Genomic DNA, 16,951 nt, shown 5'->3' on the forward strand with positions numbered 1-16,951 from the left:
TGGTGATCTTGTCGCCGACGACGACTCCACCGCCCTCCAGGGGCATCTCGATGTCGATGCCGAAGTCCTTGCGGTTGATGACGGTGGTGGCCTCGAAGCCGGCCACCGGGCCGGCGCCCATGCCCGGGTTCACGCCGTTGAACTCCAGCTTGAGCTCGACTGGGCGTGTGACGCCCTTGAGTGTGAAGTCCCCGGTGAGGACGTAGTCGTCGCCGTCGGGACGGACGCCGGTGCTGGTGAAGGTGGCCGTCGGGTAGGTCTGGGCGTCAAAGAAGTCGGCGCTGCGGACGTGGTTGTCGCGCTGCTCGTTACCGGTGTTGATGGAGTCGACGGCGATCTCGGCGCTGACCGACGGGGTGCCGTCCTGCGCGACGGTGATCGCGCCGGAGAAGTTCTCGAACTTGCCGCGCACCTTGCTGACCATGAGGTGCTTGACCCAGAAGCCGACGGTCGAGTGCACCGGGTCGATGGTCCAGGTGCCGGGCTGAATCGGGGCGGTCACGGTGGCGGTGGTCATTGGGGCTCCTCGTATCGATTTCGGATGGTCCACTGGGCATAACCGGACCGTAGTCCGATTAATTCCCACGGTTCTTTCGATGGCCCCTGCCGCGGGCAGGTGGCTACCATGGCGCCACCAATATCCGCCACCCGAAGTCATCCTGTCGCCGCGGAGAGGAAGGCATGCCCACCAGCGAGATCCGCCGTCGCACACCGGCCGTCGCGCATGTGACCGCGCTGCTCGCCGCGATCGCGATCCCGGCACTGGGCTGGTTCATCGGCGGCTGGACGGGCGCGACCACCCTGGTCGTCTACTGGGCCGAGACCGTCCTGATCTGTCTGTTCGCATGGGGGCGGATCCGCGTTCATCAGCGGTGGAATCCGCGGCGCGGACATTTCCGGTATCAAGGCCCCGGCGCGACGCCAGGGGCCCAGACAGGGTCGTTCGCCTCCGGCTTCGCCCTCCTGGCCGCTGCGTTCAGCGGTGCGCACGCCGTCTTCCTAGCTGTGATCCTCTTGTTGCTCACCAAGAACGGCTACGCATCGATCGTGGGGATCGACTGGCGCGCGGTGGCCATCGGGTGCGGATTGATCCTCACGCTTCTCGCGATCGACTTCATGGTCGAGTTGACGGACCTGCGCCAATGGTCCTTTCGGCAGGTGGAACTGGCCGCGAACCAGGGCATCAGCCGTGTTGCCGTGGTCCATCTGACGTTGATCGTGGGCATGGCCGGCATCGCGCTCACCGACGCGCCGGAAGCACTGTTCGGTGTGTTCGTGGTCTTGAAGACACTCGCGTCGCTCAGTTGGCTGCTGCCGCAATGGGAACCGGCAACTGCTCCGGTGTGGCTGAGCCGCCTGATGAACCGGGTGCCCGGGAAGCACCCCGGGGAGCGCTTCGAGGACTTCTGGGCCAAGGACCAGGAAGCCGAGTTGCAGCGGAGGAAACGCAACGAGCAGCCGTGGGCGCGCGCCGGAGCGGATTAGTCCATCATTGCCAGGCGAACGGCGGTTGCTCCAAGTCCTCGACCCGGGTCGGGCGGTCTTGCAGGACGACCTCGGCGAATTGGTAGAGCAGTGCCGCCGTCGGGGCGTGGACGTTCTCACCGAGGATGGGCAACTGGATCACCGGGCGCTCCAGGCCTTCAAAGGAGACGAACCGCGGCGGGCGCACCAGGTCGGCGAACGGCACGAAGAAACTCTGTGCGACCTCGGCCGGGTTGGGGACCAGCGGCGGATCGTCGTCGCGCCAGCAGACCACCGGCGTGATGATGTAGCCCGATCGCGTCCGGAAGTCATCGAGGATGCCCACGACGTCGGATTGCTGCACACGGATACCGATCTCCTCGTGCAGTTCACGCAGTGCCGCATCGACCGCGGACTCCCCGTCGTCGAGCCGGCCCCCGGGAAGCGCGAATTGGCCGGGGTGACTGCGCATCGTGAGCGGCCGCCGCAATACCCAGACGCCGTGCACGTCGTCGCGACGCACCACGGTCAGCGCCACCGCCGACGCGCGCAAGCCACCATCGGGATTCGGCACGCTACGCCGCGACCATGCGTCCAGTCGCGCCTGCGCCACCTCCCTGGAAACATCCACGCATTCAGGTCTAGCAGCAGTGCGGGTCGAGGACTCCAGCCAGGGCGGCAAGCGCGTCCCGACGAGGCGTGTGGTGCACGCTCATCCCCCGCCGCTGCGAGCCGATGAGTCCGGCCGTGCGGAGCTGCCCGAGGTGATGGCTCACCGTCGACTCAGCGAGGCCGACGAACCCGGCGAGCACGCCCGTCGTGGGCGGGTCGAGGGCCTCGCAGGTGAGGATCAGCGAGAGCAGACGGACGCGCATCGGGTCGGCGAGCGCCTTGAGCCGCATCGCGATCTCGAGGGCCGCCTCGTCGTCGAGCGGTTGCGCCGCCACCGGCGAGCAGCACACCGGGGCGTTCATGTCGATGAGCGGAAGAGCCTTTGGCATGCCGCCATCCTACTACCTTCTTGACATATATCGAATCACAGTGGTAAACCGGAGCCGTCGAAGGAATTCGACATACATCGAATCTATCGGAGGAAGTCATGTCCCGTATCGAGCCGACCATCACCGTCGTCGACGACGACGCGCAGACCGTCCCCATCGACTGCTGTTCGCCGGCCACAGTCCAGGACACGCAGGATCGAAGCACCGGCGCCAAGGAGTCCGCAGGCAATTGCAGCTGCGCCTGCTGCTGACGCCTCGACATTGCCTCGCGGTCTGTGGCACCGGGGTGCTAGCGTCCGGCGAATGGGGTTCCTCAAGCAAGACGCACCCGTGGTGGAGGACTTCGACGCGTGGAGCCAAGGATCACGCGCGGAGAAGATCGTGCCGATGGCCCAGCACTGGGCGCAGGTCGGCTTCGGCACCCCAGTCGCCCTGCACCTCCTGTACGCGACGAAGATCCTCGCCTACGCCGCGATCGCCCTGATGATCGTGCTGCTCACACCGGGCATCAGCGGCGTGGGCGAGATCGAGCAGTGGTGGACCGAGCCGATCGTGCTCGAGAAGGTCGTGCTGTACACGATGCTGTTCGAGGTGATCGGCCTCGGCTGCGGATTCGGACCGCTCAACAACCGGATCTTCCCGCCGATGGGCGCCATCCTCTACTGGCTGCGTCCGAACACCATCCGGCTGCCACCGTGGCCAGGACGTATCCCGCTGACCCGCGGGACATCGCGCACCCCCGTCGACGTCGCGCTGTATGCCGCTCTGCTGGTGATGCTGGTGGTCGCGCTGTGCGGCAGCGGCACGGGGCCCATCGCCTCTTTGAACAGCAGCATCGGCGTGCTGCCGGTCTGGGAGGTAGCGATGGTCGTCGCGCTACTGGCCGCTTGCGGGCTGCGAGACAAGTCGATCTTCCTCGGCGCCCGCGGAGAGGTGTATGGATCGCTGGCCGTGGCCTTCCTGTTGACCGGCACTGACATCATCGTCGCGGCGAAACTCGTGCTCTTGACGATCTGGTTCGGCGCGGCGGTCTCCAAGCTCAACCGCCACTTCCCCTTCGTCATCTCGACGATGATGTCGAATAACCCCGTCCTGAGACCCCGCTGGCTCAAGCGCAAATTCTTCACCCACTTCCCCGACGACCTGACGCCCAGCTGGATCTCCCGCTGGGTGGCCCACGTGGCGACGGCCATCGAACTGTTGGTGCCGCTGGTCCTCTTTTTCGGGCACGGCTGGCCGATGGCAGTTGCCGCGACAGTGATGGTGGCGTTCCACCTCGGGATCCTTGCCTCGATCCCGATGGGTGTGCCCCTGGAGTGGAACGTCTTCATGATCTTCGGCCTGCTGTTCCTCTTCGTCGGCCACGCCGGCATCGGCCTCACCGACATGCACAGCGCCTGGCCGGTCGTCCTCTTCGCGGTACTCGCCAGCACCGTCGTCGTCGGGAACCTGTCCCCGCGCACCGTGTCGTTCCTGCCCGGCATGCGCTATTACGCCGGGAACTGGGACACCTCGCTGTGGTGCATGAAACCGTCAGCCGCGGCGAAGATCGAACAGAACCTCGTCGCGATCCCCAGCGTCCCCGCGGCCCAGATGAAGAAGGTCTACGGCGGTACCAAGACCGCCGCGCTGTACCAATACATGGCCTACGCCTTCCGGGCGTTCAACACCCACGGCCGCGCGATGTTCACCCTCGCCCACCATGCGATGGCCGGCCGGGATGAGGCCGACTACGTGCTCACCGACGGTGAGCTCATCACCAGCACCGCCATCGGCTGGAACTTCGGCGACGGCCATATGTGCAACGAGCAACTCATCGCCGCACTGCAAGACCGGTGCGACTTCGAACCCGGCGAGGTGCGGGTCGTACTGCTCGACGCCCAGCCCATCCAGCGCCAAACCCAGCGCTACCGACTCGTCGACGCCGCGACCGGCGAATTCGAGAGCGGCTACGTCCGCGTCGCCGACATGGCCAACAGCCAGCCGTGGGACGACACCATTCCCGTCTACGTCGACGCACACGCCACACGAAACTAGAACACGTTCTAAGTCGACGTGCTAGCGTCCGGCGATGGGGTTCCTCAAGCAAGACGCACCCGTGGTGGACGATTTCGAGGCCTGGAGCCGCGGCACGCGCGCGGAGAAGATCGTGCCAATGGCCCAGCACTGGGCGCAGGTCGGCTTCGGGACCCCCGTGATCCTGCACCTGTTCTACGTGGTGAAGATCCTCGCCTACGCCGCGATCGCCCTGATGATCGTGCTGCTCACCCCCGGAATCGGTGGTCTCGGCGAGATCGCGCATTGGTGGACCGAGCCGATAGTGCTCGAGAAGGTCGTGCTGTTCACCATGCTGTTCGAGGTGATCGGCCTCGGCTGCGGATTCGGGCCGCTCAACAACCGGTTCTTCCCGCCGATGGGCTCAGTCCTCTACTGGTTGCGTCCGAACACCATCCGGCTGCCACCGTGGCCAGGACGTATCCCACTGACCCGCGGGACATCGCGCACCCCCGTCGACGTCGCGCTGTATGCCGCTCTGCTGGTGATGCTGGTGGTCGCGCTGTGCGGCAGCGGAACAGGGCCGATCCCGGAGATCGACAGCACGCTCGGGGTACTGCCGGCCTGGGAGGTAGCGATGGTCGTCGCCCTGCTGGCCGCTTGCGGGCTGCGAGACAAGTCGATCTTCCTCGGCGCCCGCGGAGAGGTGTACGGGTCGCTGGCCGTGGCCTTCCTGCTGACCGGCACCGACATCATCGTCGCCGCCAAACTCATATTCCTGACGATTTGGCTCGGGGCTGCGGTGTCGAAGCTCAACCGCCACTTCCCCTTCGTCATCTCGACGATGATGTCGAACAACCCGGTGTTGCGGCCCCGCTGGCTCAAGCGCAAATTCTTCACCCACTTCCCCGACGACCTGACGCCCAGCTGGATCTCCCGCTGGGTGGCCCACGCGGCGACTGCTATCGAGCTGTGCGTCCCGATCGTGTTGTTCTTCAGCCACGGCGGCTGGCCGACGGCGATCGCTGCCACGGTGATGGTGGCGTTCCATCTCGGGATCCTTGCGTCCATCCCGATGGGTGTGCCGCTGGAGTGGAACGTCTTCATGATCTTCGGCCTGCTGTTCCTCTTCGTCGGCCACGCCGACATCAGCCTCACCGACATGCACAGCGCCTGGCCGCTGGCGCTGTTCGCAGTCGTGGCCGGCACCGTCGTCGTCGGGAATGTGGCCCCGCGAAAGGTGTCGTTCCTGCCCGGCATGCGCTACTACGCCGGGAATTGGGACACCTCGCTGTGGTGCATGAAACCCTCGGCGTCGACGAAGGTCGAACAGCATGTCGTCGCGATCGCCAGCATGCCCGCCGCCCAGATGGAGCGGTTCTACGGGAGCCCGGAGACCGCCGCGCTGTACATGTACATGGGGTATGCCTTCCGCGCGTTCAACACCCACGGCCGCGCGATGTTCACCCTCGCCCATCGGGCGATGGCCGGACAGGATGAGGCCGACTACGTACTCACCGACGGCGAGCGCATCACCAGCACCGCCATCGGCTGGAACTTCGGTGACGGCCACATGTGCAACGAGCAACTCATCGCCGCTCTGCAGGAGCGGTGCGACTTCGAACCGGGCGAGGTCCGTGTGGTGCTGATCGACGCCCAGCCCATCCAGCGCCAAACCCAGCGCTACCGGCTTGTCGACGCCGCGACCGGCGAATTCGAGAGCGGCTACGTCCGCGTCGCCGACATGGCCAACAGCCAGCCGTGGGACGACACCATCCCAGTCTTCGTCGACTGAGATCTGGCATACACAGAAACGAGAAAAACCCGCCGATTCCGGCGGGTTTTCTTCGGTGGCCAGGGCCGGGATCGAACCGGCGACCTTCCGCTTTTCAGGCGGACGCTCGTACCAACTGAGCTACCTGGCCAGACGGTGCCGGTTGATACCGAAACCTCGAGCGACCCTGACGGGACTTGAACCCGCGACCTCCGCCGTGACAGGGCGGCGCGCTAACCAACTGCGCCACAGGGCCTTGTGCCTGAAGCTTGCACTTCATGCGTACCCCCTACGGGATTCGAACCCGCGCTACCGCCTTGAAAGGGCGGCGTCCTAGGCCGCTAGACGAAGGGGGCCGGTGTTCTCCGTGGGGAGCCGGATCAGCTTATGACACACGAAAGCGCAAACACAAATCGGTTCGGCCAACGGTGACCGGAGACACCGATGTGTCACCGTAGTCCGGTGACCGTGCAACGCCTCCGCCCCTTCGGCGAGACCATCTTTGCCGAGATGTCCGCGCTCGCCACCAGCCACAATGCGATCAACCTCGGCCAGGGCTTCCCCGACGCGGACGGGCCCGCCACCATGTTGGCTGCCGCGCAGCAGGCGATCGCCGATGGGCGCAACCAGTACCCGCCCGGCCTCGGCGTCCCCGAGCTGCGTCGCGCCGTCGGCGACCACCAGGCCAATCACTACGGGCTGCACTACGACCCCGACACCGAGATCCTGATCACCGTCGGCGCCACCGAGGCGATCGCCGGCGCCGTCATCGGCCTCGTCGAGCCCGGCGACGAGGTCGTGCTCATCGAGCCGTACTACGACTCCTATGCGGCGACGGTCGCCATGGCCGGCGCGAGGCGGCGCACCGTGCCGATGGTCCCCGACGGGGACGGCTTCCGCATCGACCGCGACCGCCTTGCGCAGGCGTTCGGCCCCAAGACGGCCGCCGTCGTCGTCAATTCGCCGCACAACCCGACCGGCACGGTGTTCTCCGACGACGACTTGGCCGCGATCGCCGCGCTGTGCCAGGAACACGACGTCGTCGCCATCTCCGACGAGGTCTACGAGCACCTGCTGTTCGACGGCCGCACGCACCGGTCGATCGCGACGCTGCCCGGTATGCGCGAGCGAACCTTGCGTATCTCCAGCGCGGCGAAGACGTTCAACTGCACCGGCTGGAAGGTCGGTTGGGTGTCGGGCCCGGCGCCCCTGGTGACGGCGGCGCGCGCAGCGAAGCAGTTCATGTCCTACGTCGGCAGCGGGCCGTTCCAGCCGGCGGTCGCGCACGCCCTGAACACCGAGATGGACTGGGTGGCACAGTCGGCCGCAGCGCTGCAGCGCAAGCGCGACATCCTGTCGACGGCGCTGAGTGACGCGGGATTCGCCGTCCACCGCAGCGAGGCGACCTATTTCGTGTGCGCCGATCCGCGCCCGCTCGGCGTCGACGATGCCGCCCGCTTCTGCCGTGAACTACCCGCCCGGATCGGGGTGGCCGCCGTCCCGGTCATCGCCTTCGTCGACGACGCGCAGCCCTGGCGTCACCTGGTGCGGTTCGCCTTCGCCAAGCACGACGACTCGCTGCGCGAGGCAGCGCGGCGATTGTCAGCCCTGCGCTGAACCGCGGACAGGCAGCTTCGCGACGCCGCCGACGATGCGGAAGGCCCCCTTGCGGGTCTCACACGTAATCGTCGCGCGCTTGAACGCGGTGCACGTGATCCCGACTACCGAGATCGTCTGACCCGGCCACAACCGCTTGGCGCCGGAATAGGTCTCGCCGTCGGTGGCCGTGCGCCGCACGCCGGCGCGCCCGATCTCGATGGCGTTGTAGTCCGACCGCCCGGACCCATCCGACGACGGGATGCGCGCGGCACAGCGGACGGTGTAGCTGCGGCCCGTCGGGTAGATGCCGCACAGTCTCTTCTGCGACGACGAGTAGCGCCAACGGAAGTTGCCGTGCCCGCCGGGTGTCGCGAACTTGGCGGAATCGACGATGTTCTGGCCCGGGACCGCGGACGCGGGCGCACTGGCACTGGTGACCAGCCCCCCGGCCGCGACGGCCCCGACCACGGCGCCGACGAGCAGCCGAGCAGCCCCCTGCTGGTTCATCTACTCGGACTCGCCGTCACGCGAGGTACGCGATGTACGCGACGATTCGGTGGTCCGCGACGAGGCGTCGTCCGAACTGCTCTCGGTCTTCTTCTTGGTCTTGCTCGTCGTGCTCGACTTGGTCGTCTTGGTCGATTTCTTCTTCATCATCGACTTGGGGCAGTGCAGCTGGAAGTCACCGGCATAGATTCCCCAGGCATAGATCTCGCCCTGATAGCCCCACGGCCTCTTGTGCAGGATGTCGACGACGACGTTGTGATTGACGGTCATCGGCTGGTAATCGATCTTCCAGGTGCGCTTGCCGATCCGCTTCACCTGACCGAGGAAGCCCGTCTGATTGCCCAGGCCCCGGTTCACGACCATGCCCTTGCGGAAGGTCTTGCCCGTCCAGAGCGGCCCCACGCCCCACGACCACGAATTCGAGGTGCCGCGGCAGGCGCCGTCCGGCGGACGGTTGGACTCCTTGTCGCCGGGGAACTGCTTCACGTAGTCGTCGATGGTCCGCGCGGTCGCCGGGTCGAGGCCGTCGCGCGAGGGGGCGGCGTGCGCACCGGTGGGAACGGCGACCAGCGCGACCGCCGTCGCACCGGCGACGAGGGACGCGCTGAGCGTGCGCCTAGAACGCGAAGTCATAAGGGGAGTCTCCCGGGATCCGCTGCCACCTCAAACCGGCGGCAGTGTTCGTTACGGTTTCGAGACCATCGTACGTGTCAACCCGTTGCCGTCGAAAATCCACGATGCGACTGTGCCCTGGTTCACCCCCGGATATCGACGGCGATCAGCAGCGGCACGATCAGTGCCAACACGACCACTCCGCGGGCCAGACTCAACGCTTCCCAGCGCTTGGCACGCCGCCGCCACTGCTCCGACGGGAGGTCGGTTTCGGGGTTGATCAGGTGCAGCAGTTCGGGGACGAACCAGATGGCCGTCGGGAGCAGGACGGCGAGCACGTAACCCACTCCGGCCAGCGCGATGAGGTTCCGTGCATCGTTTCCCCAGTTCAAACCGATGGCGGCGAGGAGCGTCACGATGATCACCGGGTGGATGAACGGCCAGAAGTGCATCGACTTCACCGGATAGGGCCCGGTCCACATCGCGAGAGACTCCGGCGGGTTCGATGCCCACACCGGAATGATCGCCAAGTGCTCGTAGACCACGGCACCGCAGAGGATCCCCCACAGCAGGATCGACGCGTAGAGGACGATCGCGCCGATCATCGCGCACCGACCAGGTCGACGCGGACCGGGGCTCGATGCCGGGCGAGCAGCCGGATTCCGGTGCCGAGATACCAAATGGCGATGCCGAACGCGGCCGGGAACAAGACGACGAAGGTCACGCCGTCGGTGAGGCCGGTCAGCGGCCCGGCGAAGGCATAGGCGATGCCGCTGCACGCGCCGACGAAGGCGAGGGTCTTTGCCGCGGCGGTTCCCTCACCTCGGGCCACCGCAATCGCCAGCGCCGCGGTGGTCAGTCCAACCGCCGGCGTGGCGAACATCTGCAGCCATAGATGAAGGTCGAGTAGCGGTGTGGCGTAACCGTTCTCGAGGCTGTTGAGCTCGCCCGCCGCAGCCGAGTGCGGCAGTAGCTCAATCGCGCCGAGGCCGGCGCCGACGGTCGCTGCGGCCACCCACATCTGAGCGCGCGCGCCGAAGGCCGAGGTCTGGTACGCACCGACCAGGGTCACCGCGATGACCACCAGGCCGAGCAGGGACAGAAGGTGCGACGCCGCCCACGACTCCTGCCCGAGCATCGACGCGATGTATGCCAGCTTGCTCGATCCCTCGCCGCGCGGGTGGAGTTGCCCGCCCACCCCGTACACAAGACCACCGACGACGAGGCCGATGCCCACGCCGCTCCCACTTTCGTTCATTATTACTCCATTCGTTATAGACTATCTCAGTTAATATAGACACACTCAGCTGAGGTGTACAGTGGGAGCGTGGAAATCTCGGACGCAGACGGCTCGACGGAGGTACGGCCCTACCGGTCGGCCCTGCGGGCACAACAGGCGGAATTGACGCGTTCACTCATCGTCGCGGCCGCCCGCGAGAGCTTCCTCGAGAACGGCTGGGCAGCCACGAGTGTGCGCGGGGTGGCGGCGGCGGCCGGCGTCTCCGAAGCCACCGTGTACGGGGTATTCGGCAACAAGGCCGGGTTGGCGACGGCACTCATCGACGGCGTCGACGAAGAAGCCGACGTAGCGCGCGCCAGCACCGAACTCGACGCCGCAACGGGTGATCCGACCGGTCAGTTGGCCGCCGTCATCGGGTTCGACCGGCGGCTGTTCGAGCGCGGCGGCGGCATTATCGCCACCATCATCGAAGGTCGGCGCGACTATGCCGAACTCGACGCCGCGTATCAGGAGGGGCGCCGACGCGGCGACGCCGTGCGTCGCGAGGTGTTCGGCTCATGGTCGTCGCAGGTGTGGCGCGACGGCATGGACCCCGAGCGCGCTTTGGACGTCTACGCGGCGACCTGTTCGATCATGACCTTCGACGTCCTGCACCAGGAGCGGGGATGGAGCCCCGTCCAGATCGAGTCGTGGTGGAACGACGTCCTCGGTGAGCAGTTCTTCGGCTAGCGCATGCTTGCTTTGCGGTAGCCGTACAGCAGCGCGGGCACACAGACGAGGACCGTCGCCGCTGCCCATCCCAAGGTCCCGAGGAGGGGCGAAAGCACGGGACCGCCACGCGAGAGTCCCTGCATCACAGCAATGGCGTAACTCATCGGCTGGTGTTGCACGACGGGCTGGATCCAGTCCGGGTATTGGTCGAGCGGCACATACCCGGTGCAGAAGAAGAACATCATCGCGACTCCGATCCCCGTCGCCTCCGCGAGCACTGTATTGGTCAGGTACAGCGCCAGTGTCGTCACGAGGACCCAGAAGCCGATACCGAAAAGCAGTGGCACGCCGATCCAGGCGAGTGCGGCCAGGACACCTTGATGGAATCGGAAGCCCAGCGCGTAACCGGTGCACAGGACCAACAGCGTGGTCACCAGAATCCGAAGCGCTTCGGCCATCAACCGCGACAGCAGGCCGGTCACCCGGTACACCGGCAGCACCCAGAAGCGCGACAGCAGTCCGTTGTCCCGCTCCCCCATGAGCAGCACACCGCTGGCCGTCGAGCCGAAAATAGCGCCGACCAGGGCAGCCATGGGCACACTGCCGTACAGCGCACTGTGGCCGGTCGCGCCGGAGATCGCCTTGCCGAAAACAAGATTGATGGCGATCAGGAACATGCACGGGAGCACCAGCGCCTGGATCACCGACTGCTGGTCGTGCGACCACCGGATCAGGAGGCGCTGCGTCTGCACCCAGGTCTGTTTGACCAGTGCAGTCATGGCCGCCTCCGAAGCACGCGCGCGTAGAGCCACGCCGTGACGACAACGACGCCCAGCAGCCACAGCAGACCCGGGCCGATCACCGACAGGCTCGGCGTCGCCGTGGTTCCCTCGGCATTCCCCGCGATCGCCCGGAGGATGGATACGAACTGCGAGTGGGGCTGATTGCGGACCACCGGCTGCAGCCATGCCGGGAACTGGTCGACGGGCTGCAGGCCAACCGACAGCATGGCGAACATCAGTTGCGGGAGCAGCAGGATATGTGTCGTGGCCTCGGGGTTCGTGGAGACCTTTCCCACCAGATCGCCGGCCAACGCCAGCACCATGCCGATCAACAGCACGACCGCGCAGAACACGACGATGGACAACGGCCCGCGGTAGAACCGGAAGCCGATCACGTGTCCGCACACGAGCGCCGTCGCAAGCGCAACGCCGGCGCGGTAGAAGTTGGCCGACATGCGCGCTGCCATCGGCGCCGACCGCGGCATCGGCATCGATGCCAAACGGCGGTTGATCCCGTCCACCGAATCGGTCGCGGACCGAAGCGCTCCCGACATCGCTGCGAAGTAGATCGCCTGCATACAGATCGAGGGCATGATCCACTGCGCGTAACTGCCGTGCACGACGTGGCCCATGATCTGCTTCAGCGGGACATACAGGCTCACCGTGAAGGCGACCGACATGGCGATAGCGACGAAGAACTCGCCGGTCCGAAACGTCGGCGCGATGACCCGCGTGGTGAGCACCCACCACTGCTTGATCGCCGACCGCGTCGGACGCCCCATTGCCGCCTCGGTCACGTCACCGCCCTCGGGTGAACGCGAAGAAGACGTCGTCCAACGACGGCCGACGCAGGGTCACGTCGGTCAACGCGATACCGGCGGCATCCAACCGGCGCATCGCTCCCATGAGGGAGTCCGCGCCGTCGGGCGCCGGTATCACGATCGTGTCTGCACTGTCGGCCTTGACCACGAGTAAACCCAGAGCGGCGATCGCGGCGGCACGATCGGCCGGGTCCTTCAGCACGATCACGACCTGGTCGCTTCCGGTGCGCTGTTTGAGTTCGTCGGCGGTGCCCTCGGCGATGATGGTGCCCCCGTCGATCAGCACGATCCGGTCGCAGAGCGCATCGGCCTCCTCCAGGTACTGGGTCGTCAGCAGCGTCGCGATACCGGCGTCCTTGAATCCGGCGACCAAGTCCCAGATGCTCTGCCGGCTACGGGGATCCAGACCGGTGGTGGGTTCGTCCAAGAATGCGACGTCGGGCGCGATGATCAGCCCGCACGCGAGGTCCACGCGGCGCCGCATTCCGCCCGAGTAGGTGCTGACCTGCCTGTCCGCGGCCTCCTCGAGGGCCAGTTCGTGCAGCAGCTCGGCAGATCGTTGCTGCGCCCGCGCCTTGGTCAGCCCGAGAAGTCGGCCAAACATCACCAGGTTCTGCCGACCGGTCAACATGTCGTCGACGGCCACCTGCTGACCGGTCACCATGATCGACTCACGCACCTTGCCGGGGTCGGCGACGACGTCGTGGCCGGCGACCCTGGCCTCGCCGACATCGGGCAGGGTCAACGTCGAGAGGATGTCGACCGTCGTCGACTTGCCGGCGCCGTTGGGCCCCAGAAGACCGACCACCTCACCGGCAGCGACGGTGAAGCTGATGTCGCGCAGCGCGGGGACGTCCCCGTACGACTTGCCGACTCCCCGAACGACGACGCGGTCGTCGGTCACAGGCCGACCGCACGCTCGAGGTCGGTCAACGCCGTTTCGAGCCCGACGGTGAGCACATCGAGGTCGGGCACCGAGTCAGCGCAGGCAGCGAGGCCGAAGTCGAGGTGCTCGCTGGTTGCGAACAGCGCCACGTTGAGTGTCGTACCGCGCAGCACCGGAACGAAGCCGTACACGTCTTCCAGGAGCGCACCCCGTCGGTACAGGGGCTCCTCCTGCCCGCGGACATAGGAGATGGCGAGGTTGTATGTCGGCGGAACCCTGCGGCGCAGACCGCGCTGGCCGCTGATCGGCACGTTGACGAGTCCCGCCACATGGATCGCGACATCCTTGGACAGCGACCGGATGAGCGCGATGTTGTGCTTCATCGAGGCGTGGACGAGTTCCAGCCGCTCCTTCGGATCGTCGAGATGGGTCCCCAAGTTGCACAGTGCCGTGCCGAACATGTTCGCTCCGACCACATCGTCCTCGTCGCGGATGTTGACCGGCACCATCGCGACCAGCGGCTCAGCGGGCAGCGCATTCCGATTGGCGAGGTAGGCGTTCAACGCACCGGAGGTCATCGTCAGCGCGACGTCGTTGAACGTCACCCCGGCGGCGTCGGCCACCGCCTTCACGCGACTCGTCTGGAACGAGGCCACCCGACAGATGCGGGACGGGCCACTCGGAACGTTGAAGACCGTGCGCGGGGCACGATTCAACGGCAACAGCCGACGGTCTTGCGCTGCGGCCCGGATCGACCGATACGACTCGCGCATGTGCGCCAGCGTCTTCGCCGGACCAAGTGCCTGACGCCGGTCGGCACCCGCACCTGTCCTGCGTTGGTCGGGCCGCTTCGCCCACATCGCCCGGATCCGATCATCGTTCGGATCGGCACTCAACGACTGCTGCGACATCTTCACACCGGACGTCCCGTCGATGAGAGCGTGATGGACCTTGAAGTAGGTCCCGAACCGCCCGTCGGCGAGTCCGTCGATGACGTAGCAGCGCCACAGCGGCTTGCTGCGGTCGAGTTGGCCGGCGTGCAACTCGCTCACGAGGTCCATCAATTCCCGCTCACCCCCGGGCTCGGGTAGCGACACGTACTGCACGTGATAGTCGATGTCGATCTCGTCCTCGGAATCCCACCGCAGGATTGACCGGCCCCGACGGGTGAGCGCCGGGTGCGTCGCGAACATGGCTTCAACGTCGGTCTGCGTCAGCATGGCGTCGTACATCTGGCGAGCCAGATCGTCGACGCCGACCGGCGGACGGAAGAGCTGCATCGCACCGATGTGCATGGGGTAGTCGTCGGACTCCATCATCATGAGGACGACGGCTTCGGGCGGTGCAAATCGTGACATCGGATCCCCCAATTGGGCAGGCCGGAAGGTGACGGCAGGCCAGCATACGTCAGCCGACAATCAGGCGGGGATCGACGGATACGCGATGTCACAGCAGTGGGCGGATTGCCCTATTTCAAGCACGAAAGGTGCTCCGATATGGGCGTTTTGCGGGTTCTTCGCAGCAACTGCACGAAGCGTGGGTGCCCCCTCTCGGGCTCGAACCGAGGACCTGCGGATTAAAAGTCCGTAGCTCTACCAACTGAGCTAAAGGGGCGGGTACTCCGGGAGAGCCCGGGACCAGGTTCGTAGTGTACCCAACACCCCCAAATAGCTTTATGTCATGCTCTAGAACGTGTTCGAGATTGACCGCCCCAAATTGGAAGGCTCGGTCGCCGTGGGCGACGGGCGCCGGCTGGGCTTCGCCCAGTTCGGCAAACTCAATGCACGCCCCTACTTCTGGCTGCACGGCACTCCAGGAGCGCGGCGGCAGATCCCGCCGGAAGCGCGTGAGCTGGCCGAGGACCACGAGATGTCGATCATCGGTATCGACCGGCCCGGCGTCGGATCGTCCACGCCGTACCGCTACGAGAACATCCTCGAATTCACCGGCGACCTCCTGGCCCTCGCCGACTCGCTCGACATCGACGAGTTCGGCGTCATCGGACTCTCCGGCGGCGGCCCTTACAGCCTGGCCACCGCCTACGCCGCACCCGACCGCTGCAAGGTCGTCGGCATCATGGGCGGCGTCGCACCGGCCGTCGGCCCGGAGGCGATCGGCGGCGGCGCGGTCGAGCTCGCCAAACTGACCGCACCCCTGCTCAAAGTGGCGGGTGCGCCGATCGGCAAGGTTGTCAGTTCGCTGCTGTCGGTGGCCCGCCCGATCGCCAACCCGGCTATCGACATCTACGGCCGTCTCTCCCCCATCGGCGACCGAGAACTGTTGGAGCGCCCGGAGTTTCGTGCCATGTTCCTCGACGACCTGCTCCACGGCGGTTCACGCCGCATGGAGGCGCCGTTCGCCGACGCGATCATCTTCGCGAAGGAGTGGGGATTCCGCGTCGCCGACATCGAGACGCCCGTCCGGTGGTGGCACGGCGACAAGGACCACATCATCCCGTTCTCGCACGGCGAGCACATGGTGGCGCTGCTGCCCAACGCCAAGCTCTTCGAGATGCCCAACGAGTCCCACCTCGGCGGCCTCGGTTTCGCCCGCACGATCTTGACCGAGCTCAACAAGGCCTGGGACGAGACCCTCCCGGCCGATCCGGTCGGACTCATCGTCGTCGACGGCGAACCGGTCGATCCGCTCGACCTGACCTGATCGGTCAGGCGGGCGCCGTGCCGGCCAACCCGGCCGCCAGGCCCAGTGCCACCGCCATCATCACAATCTCTACGGTGGCGTTGCGCACCGATGCGGCCTCGGCAGTGCGGTGCGCGCGAGCTTGCGGCACCCACCGTCGACGGTGAGCCGATGCCAGGCTCACCAACGCCGTCAACGCCGCTGTTTTCGCGACGAGGATGCGGCCGTAACCGCTGCCCCACAGCACCGAAAAGCCGTGGGCACCAAAGACTTCCAGGTTGACCACCGCGGCCGCCACACCGCTGGCCGTCAGCAGCATCACCACCGGAAGTGCGACGGTCGAGAATCGTGGCAACGCCGCCGCCCACCCGGCCCGGCCACGCACTGTCACCGCCAGGGCGACCAGCGTGCCGCACCACCACGCCGCCGCGGCCGCGTGCACGCCCACCAGGACAGGGCCGATTTGATGACTGCTCGCGTGCCCGGCGACCGCCGTCGCGACCACACCGACGCCTGCAACACCCGCGACGACGCCGGCGGGGACATCCATCCGGTCGGTGAGCCGCCCCAAAGCCCACACCGCGACGGCTGCGGCACACACGACGCCGATCAGGTCGCCGGGTCGCTGCGACCACGTCCCGGTGAACTCGTCGACCGAGACGCGTAGCGGCGAAGAGCCTGCGCGTTCGGCCGTCTCCAACCAGACCCCACCGACACCGGCAACGAGCCACAGGACGGCACTCGCCCCCACGACGCGCAGCGACGGTTCGACGCCCAGCGCCTCGATCGAGCCGAGACCCACCAACAGGACCGAGGCGCCCAGCGCCACGGCCCGCAACCACACCGACGACGCCGGCCCCGCGACACCTGCCAGTGCCATCGCGAGGCCGACGCCGAGCGCCAGCGCCACCGCCGCACA

At 66.6% G+C, this 16,951-nt stretch carries 19 protein-coding genes and 4 tRNA genes; 7 read left to right on the forward strand and 16 right to left on the reverse strand.

The window, feature by feature from the left end:
* Positions 1–517: YceI family protein (locus B4L26_RS02775; RefSeq protein WP_290715565.1), on the reverse strand; the 517-nt coding region annotated here is incomplete at its 3' end.
* 164 nt (positions 518–681) lie between these two features.
* Here B4L26_RS02775 and B4L26_RS02780 point away from each other — a divergent pair.
* Positions 682–1,485, forward strand: coding sequence for a DUF6498-containing protein (locus B4L26_RS02780; protein WP_290715569.1), 804 nt, complete (start codon positions 682–684; stop codon positions 1,483–1,485).
* Positions 1,486–1,489: 4 nt separating this feature from the next.
* Here the strand turns inward: B4L26_RS02780 and B4L26_RS02785 are convergent, their stop codons facing one another.
* Both B4L26_RS02785 and B4L26_RS02790 read right to left on the reverse strand, forming a co-directional pair.
* Positions 1,490–2,095 (reverse strand): NUDIX hydrolase, encoded by a 606-nt coding sequence (locus B4L26_RS02785; protein WP_290715571.1) that lies wholly within the window; start codon positions 2,093–2,095, stop codon positions 1,490–1,492.
* Positions 2,096–2,105: 10 nt separating this feature from the next.
* Positions 2,106–2,465: an Rv2640c family ArsR-like transcriptional regulator gene (locus B4L26_RS02790; protein ID WP_290715573.1), complete on the reverse strand. Its 360-nt coding sequence runs from the start codon at positions 2,463–2,465 to the stop codon at positions 2,106–2,108.
* A gap of 98 nt (positions 2,466–2,563) precedes the next feature.
* Between B4L26_RS02790 and B4L26_RS02795 the strand changes: the two genes are divergently transcribed.
* Genes B4L26_RS02795 through B4L26_RS02805 form a run of 3 tightly spaced genes read left to right on the forward strand, consistent with a single transcriptional unit; the run spans position 2,564 to position 6,255 of the window.
* Complete coding sequence (locus B4L26_RS02795; RefSeq protein WP_290715576.1) at positions 2,564–2,716, forward strand: hypothetical protein; 153 nt, start codon at positions 2,564–2,566, stop codon at positions 2,714–2,716.
* A 52-nt stretch (positions 2,717–2,768) separates the two neighbouring features.
* Positions 2,769–4,502: a DUF3556 domain-containing protein gene (locus tag B4L26_RS02800; protein ID WP_290715578.1), complete on the forward strand. Its 1,734-nt coding sequence runs from the start codon at positions 2,769–2,771 to the stop codon at positions 4,500–4,502.
* A 34-nt stretch (positions 4,503–4,536) separates the two neighbouring features.
* Positions 4,537–6,255, forward strand: coding sequence for a DUF3556 domain-containing protein (locus B4L26_RS02805; RefSeq protein WP_290715581.1), 1,719 nt, complete (start codon positions 4,537–4,539; stop codon positions 6,253–6,255).
* A gap of 56 nt (positions 6,256–6,311) precedes the next feature.
* Here the strand turns inward: B4L26_RS02805 and B4L26_RS02810 are convergent.
* From B4L26_RS02810 to B4L26_RS02820, 3 genes are all read right to left on the reverse strand, one after another.
* A tRNA-Phe gene (locus B4L26_RS02810) sits at positions 6,312–6,385 on the reverse strand.
* A gap of 31 nt (positions 6,386–6,416) precedes the next feature.
* Positions 6,417–6,490: transfer RNA gene (locus tag B4L26_RS02815), tRNA-Asp, on the reverse strand.
* Positions 6,491–6,517: 27 nt separating this feature from the next.
* Positions 6,518–6,590 (reverse strand) — tRNA-Glu (locus B4L26_RS02820).
* 88 nt (positions 6,591–6,678) lie between these two features.
* Between B4L26_RS02820 and B4L26_RS02825 the strand changes: the two genes are divergently transcribed.
* A complete protein-coding gene (locus tag B4L26_RS02825) occupies positions 6,679–7,851 on the forward strand; it encodes a pyridoxal phosphate-dependent aminotransferase (protein WP_290715583.1) in 1,173 nt (390 codons plus the stop codon).
* Here B4L26_RS02825 and B4L26_RS02830 read toward each other — a convergent pair.
* The 4 genes from B4L26_RS02830 to B4L26_RS02845 all read right to left on the reverse strand — a co-directional run bounded on the left by B4L26_RS02830 (position 7,837) and on the right by B4L26_RS02845 (position 10,210).
* Entirely contained in the window at positions 7,837–8,340 is a 504-nt protein-coding gene (locus B4L26_RS02830; protein ID WP_290715584.1) for a hypothetical protein, read from the reverse strand. The two genes, B4L26_RS02825 and B4L26_RS02830, sit on opposite strands and share 15 nt — an antisense overlap.
* Positions 8,341–8,973: a hypothetical protein gene (locus B4L26_RS02835; protein WP_290715586.1), complete on the reverse strand. Its 633-nt coding sequence runs from the start codon at positions 8,971–8,973 to the stop codon at positions 8,341–8,343.
* Positions 8,974–9,095: 122 nt separating this feature from the next.
* Positions 9,096–9,557, reverse strand: coding sequence for a DUF1772 domain-containing protein (locus B4L26_RS02840; RefSeq protein WP_290715588.1), 462 nt, complete (start codon positions 9,555–9,557; stop codon positions 9,096–9,098).
* Positions 9,554–10,210: a hypothetical protein gene (locus B4L26_RS02845; RefSeq protein ID WP_290715590.1), complete on the reverse strand. Its 657-nt coding sequence runs from the start codon at positions 10,208–10,210 to the stop codon at positions 9,554–9,556. The genes B4L26_RS02840 and B4L26_RS02845 overlap by 4 nt, the downstream gene beginning before the upstream one ends.
* 69 nt (positions 10,211–10,279) lie before the next feature.
* On the opposite strand from B4L26_RS02845, the gene B4L26_RS02850 reads away from it, so the two are divergent.
* Complete coding sequence (locus tag B4L26_RS02850; RefSeq protein ID WP_290715592.1) at positions 10,280–10,921, forward strand: TetR/AcrR family transcriptional regulator; 642 nt, start codon at positions 10,280–10,282, stop codon at positions 10,919–10,921.
* Here the strand turns inward: B4L26_RS02850 and B4L26_RS02855 are convergent.
* The 5 genes from B4L26_RS02855 to B4L26_RS02875 form a co-directional block, all read right to left on the reverse strand.
* Positions 10,918–11,682, reverse strand: coding sequence for an ABC transporter permease (locus tag B4L26_RS02855; RefSeq protein ID WP_290715594.1), 765 nt, complete (start codon positions 11,680–11,682; stop codon positions 10,918–10,920). The two genes, B4L26_RS02850 and B4L26_RS02855, sit on opposite strands and share 4 nt — an antisense overlap.
* On the reverse strand, positions 11,679–12,482 hold the full coding sequence (locus tag B4L26_RS02860) for an ABC transporter permease (protein WP_290715596.1): 804 nt from the start codon (positions 12,480–12,482) through the stop codon (positions 11,679–11,681). The genes B4L26_RS02855 and B4L26_RS02860 overlap by 4 nt, the downstream gene beginning before the upstream one ends.
* Before the next feature lies 1 nt (position 12,483).
* The gene (locus tag B4L26_RS02865) at positions 12,484–13,410 is read right to left on the reverse strand and encodes an ATP-binding cassette domain-containing protein (RefSeq protein WP_290715598.1); all 927 of its coding nucleotides are present in this window, start codon (positions 13,408–13,410) and stop codon (positions 12,484–12,486) included.
* Positions 13,407–14,750: a wax ester/triacylglycerol synthase family O-acyltransferase gene (locus B4L26_RS02870; RefSeq protein WP_290715599.1), complete on the reverse strand. Its 1,344-nt coding sequence runs from the start codon at positions 14,748–14,750 to the stop codon at positions 13,407–13,409. Before B4L26_RS02870 ends, B4L26_RS02865 begins: the two co-directional genes overlap by 4 nt.
* A 183-nt stretch (positions 14,751–14,933) precedes the next feature.
* Positions 14,934–15,006 (reverse strand) — tRNA-Lys (locus tag B4L26_RS02875).
* 78 nt (positions 15,007–15,084) lie between these two features.
* Between B4L26_RS02875 and B4L26_RS02880 the strand changes: the two genes are divergently transcribed.
* Positions 15,085–16,053 carry an alpha/beta fold hydrolase gene (locus tag B4L26_RS02880; RefSeq protein WP_290715603.1) on the forward strand — a complete coding sequence of 323 codons (969 nt, stop codon included), beginning with the start codon at positions 15,085–15,087 and terminating at the stop codon, positions 16,051–16,053.
* A gap of 4 nt (positions 16,054–16,057) precedes the next feature.
* Here the strand turns inward: B4L26_RS02880 and B4L26_RS02885 are convergent.
* Positions 16,058–16,951: CopD family protein (locus B4L26_RS02885; protein WP_290715605.1), on the reverse strand; the 894-nt coding region annotated here is incomplete at its 5' end.

It is taken from the genome of Gordonia sp. UBA7599, assembly GCA_002477755.1.
Classification (GTDB): Bacteria; Actinomycetota; Actinomycetes; order Mycobacteriales; family Mycobacteriaceae; genus Gordonia.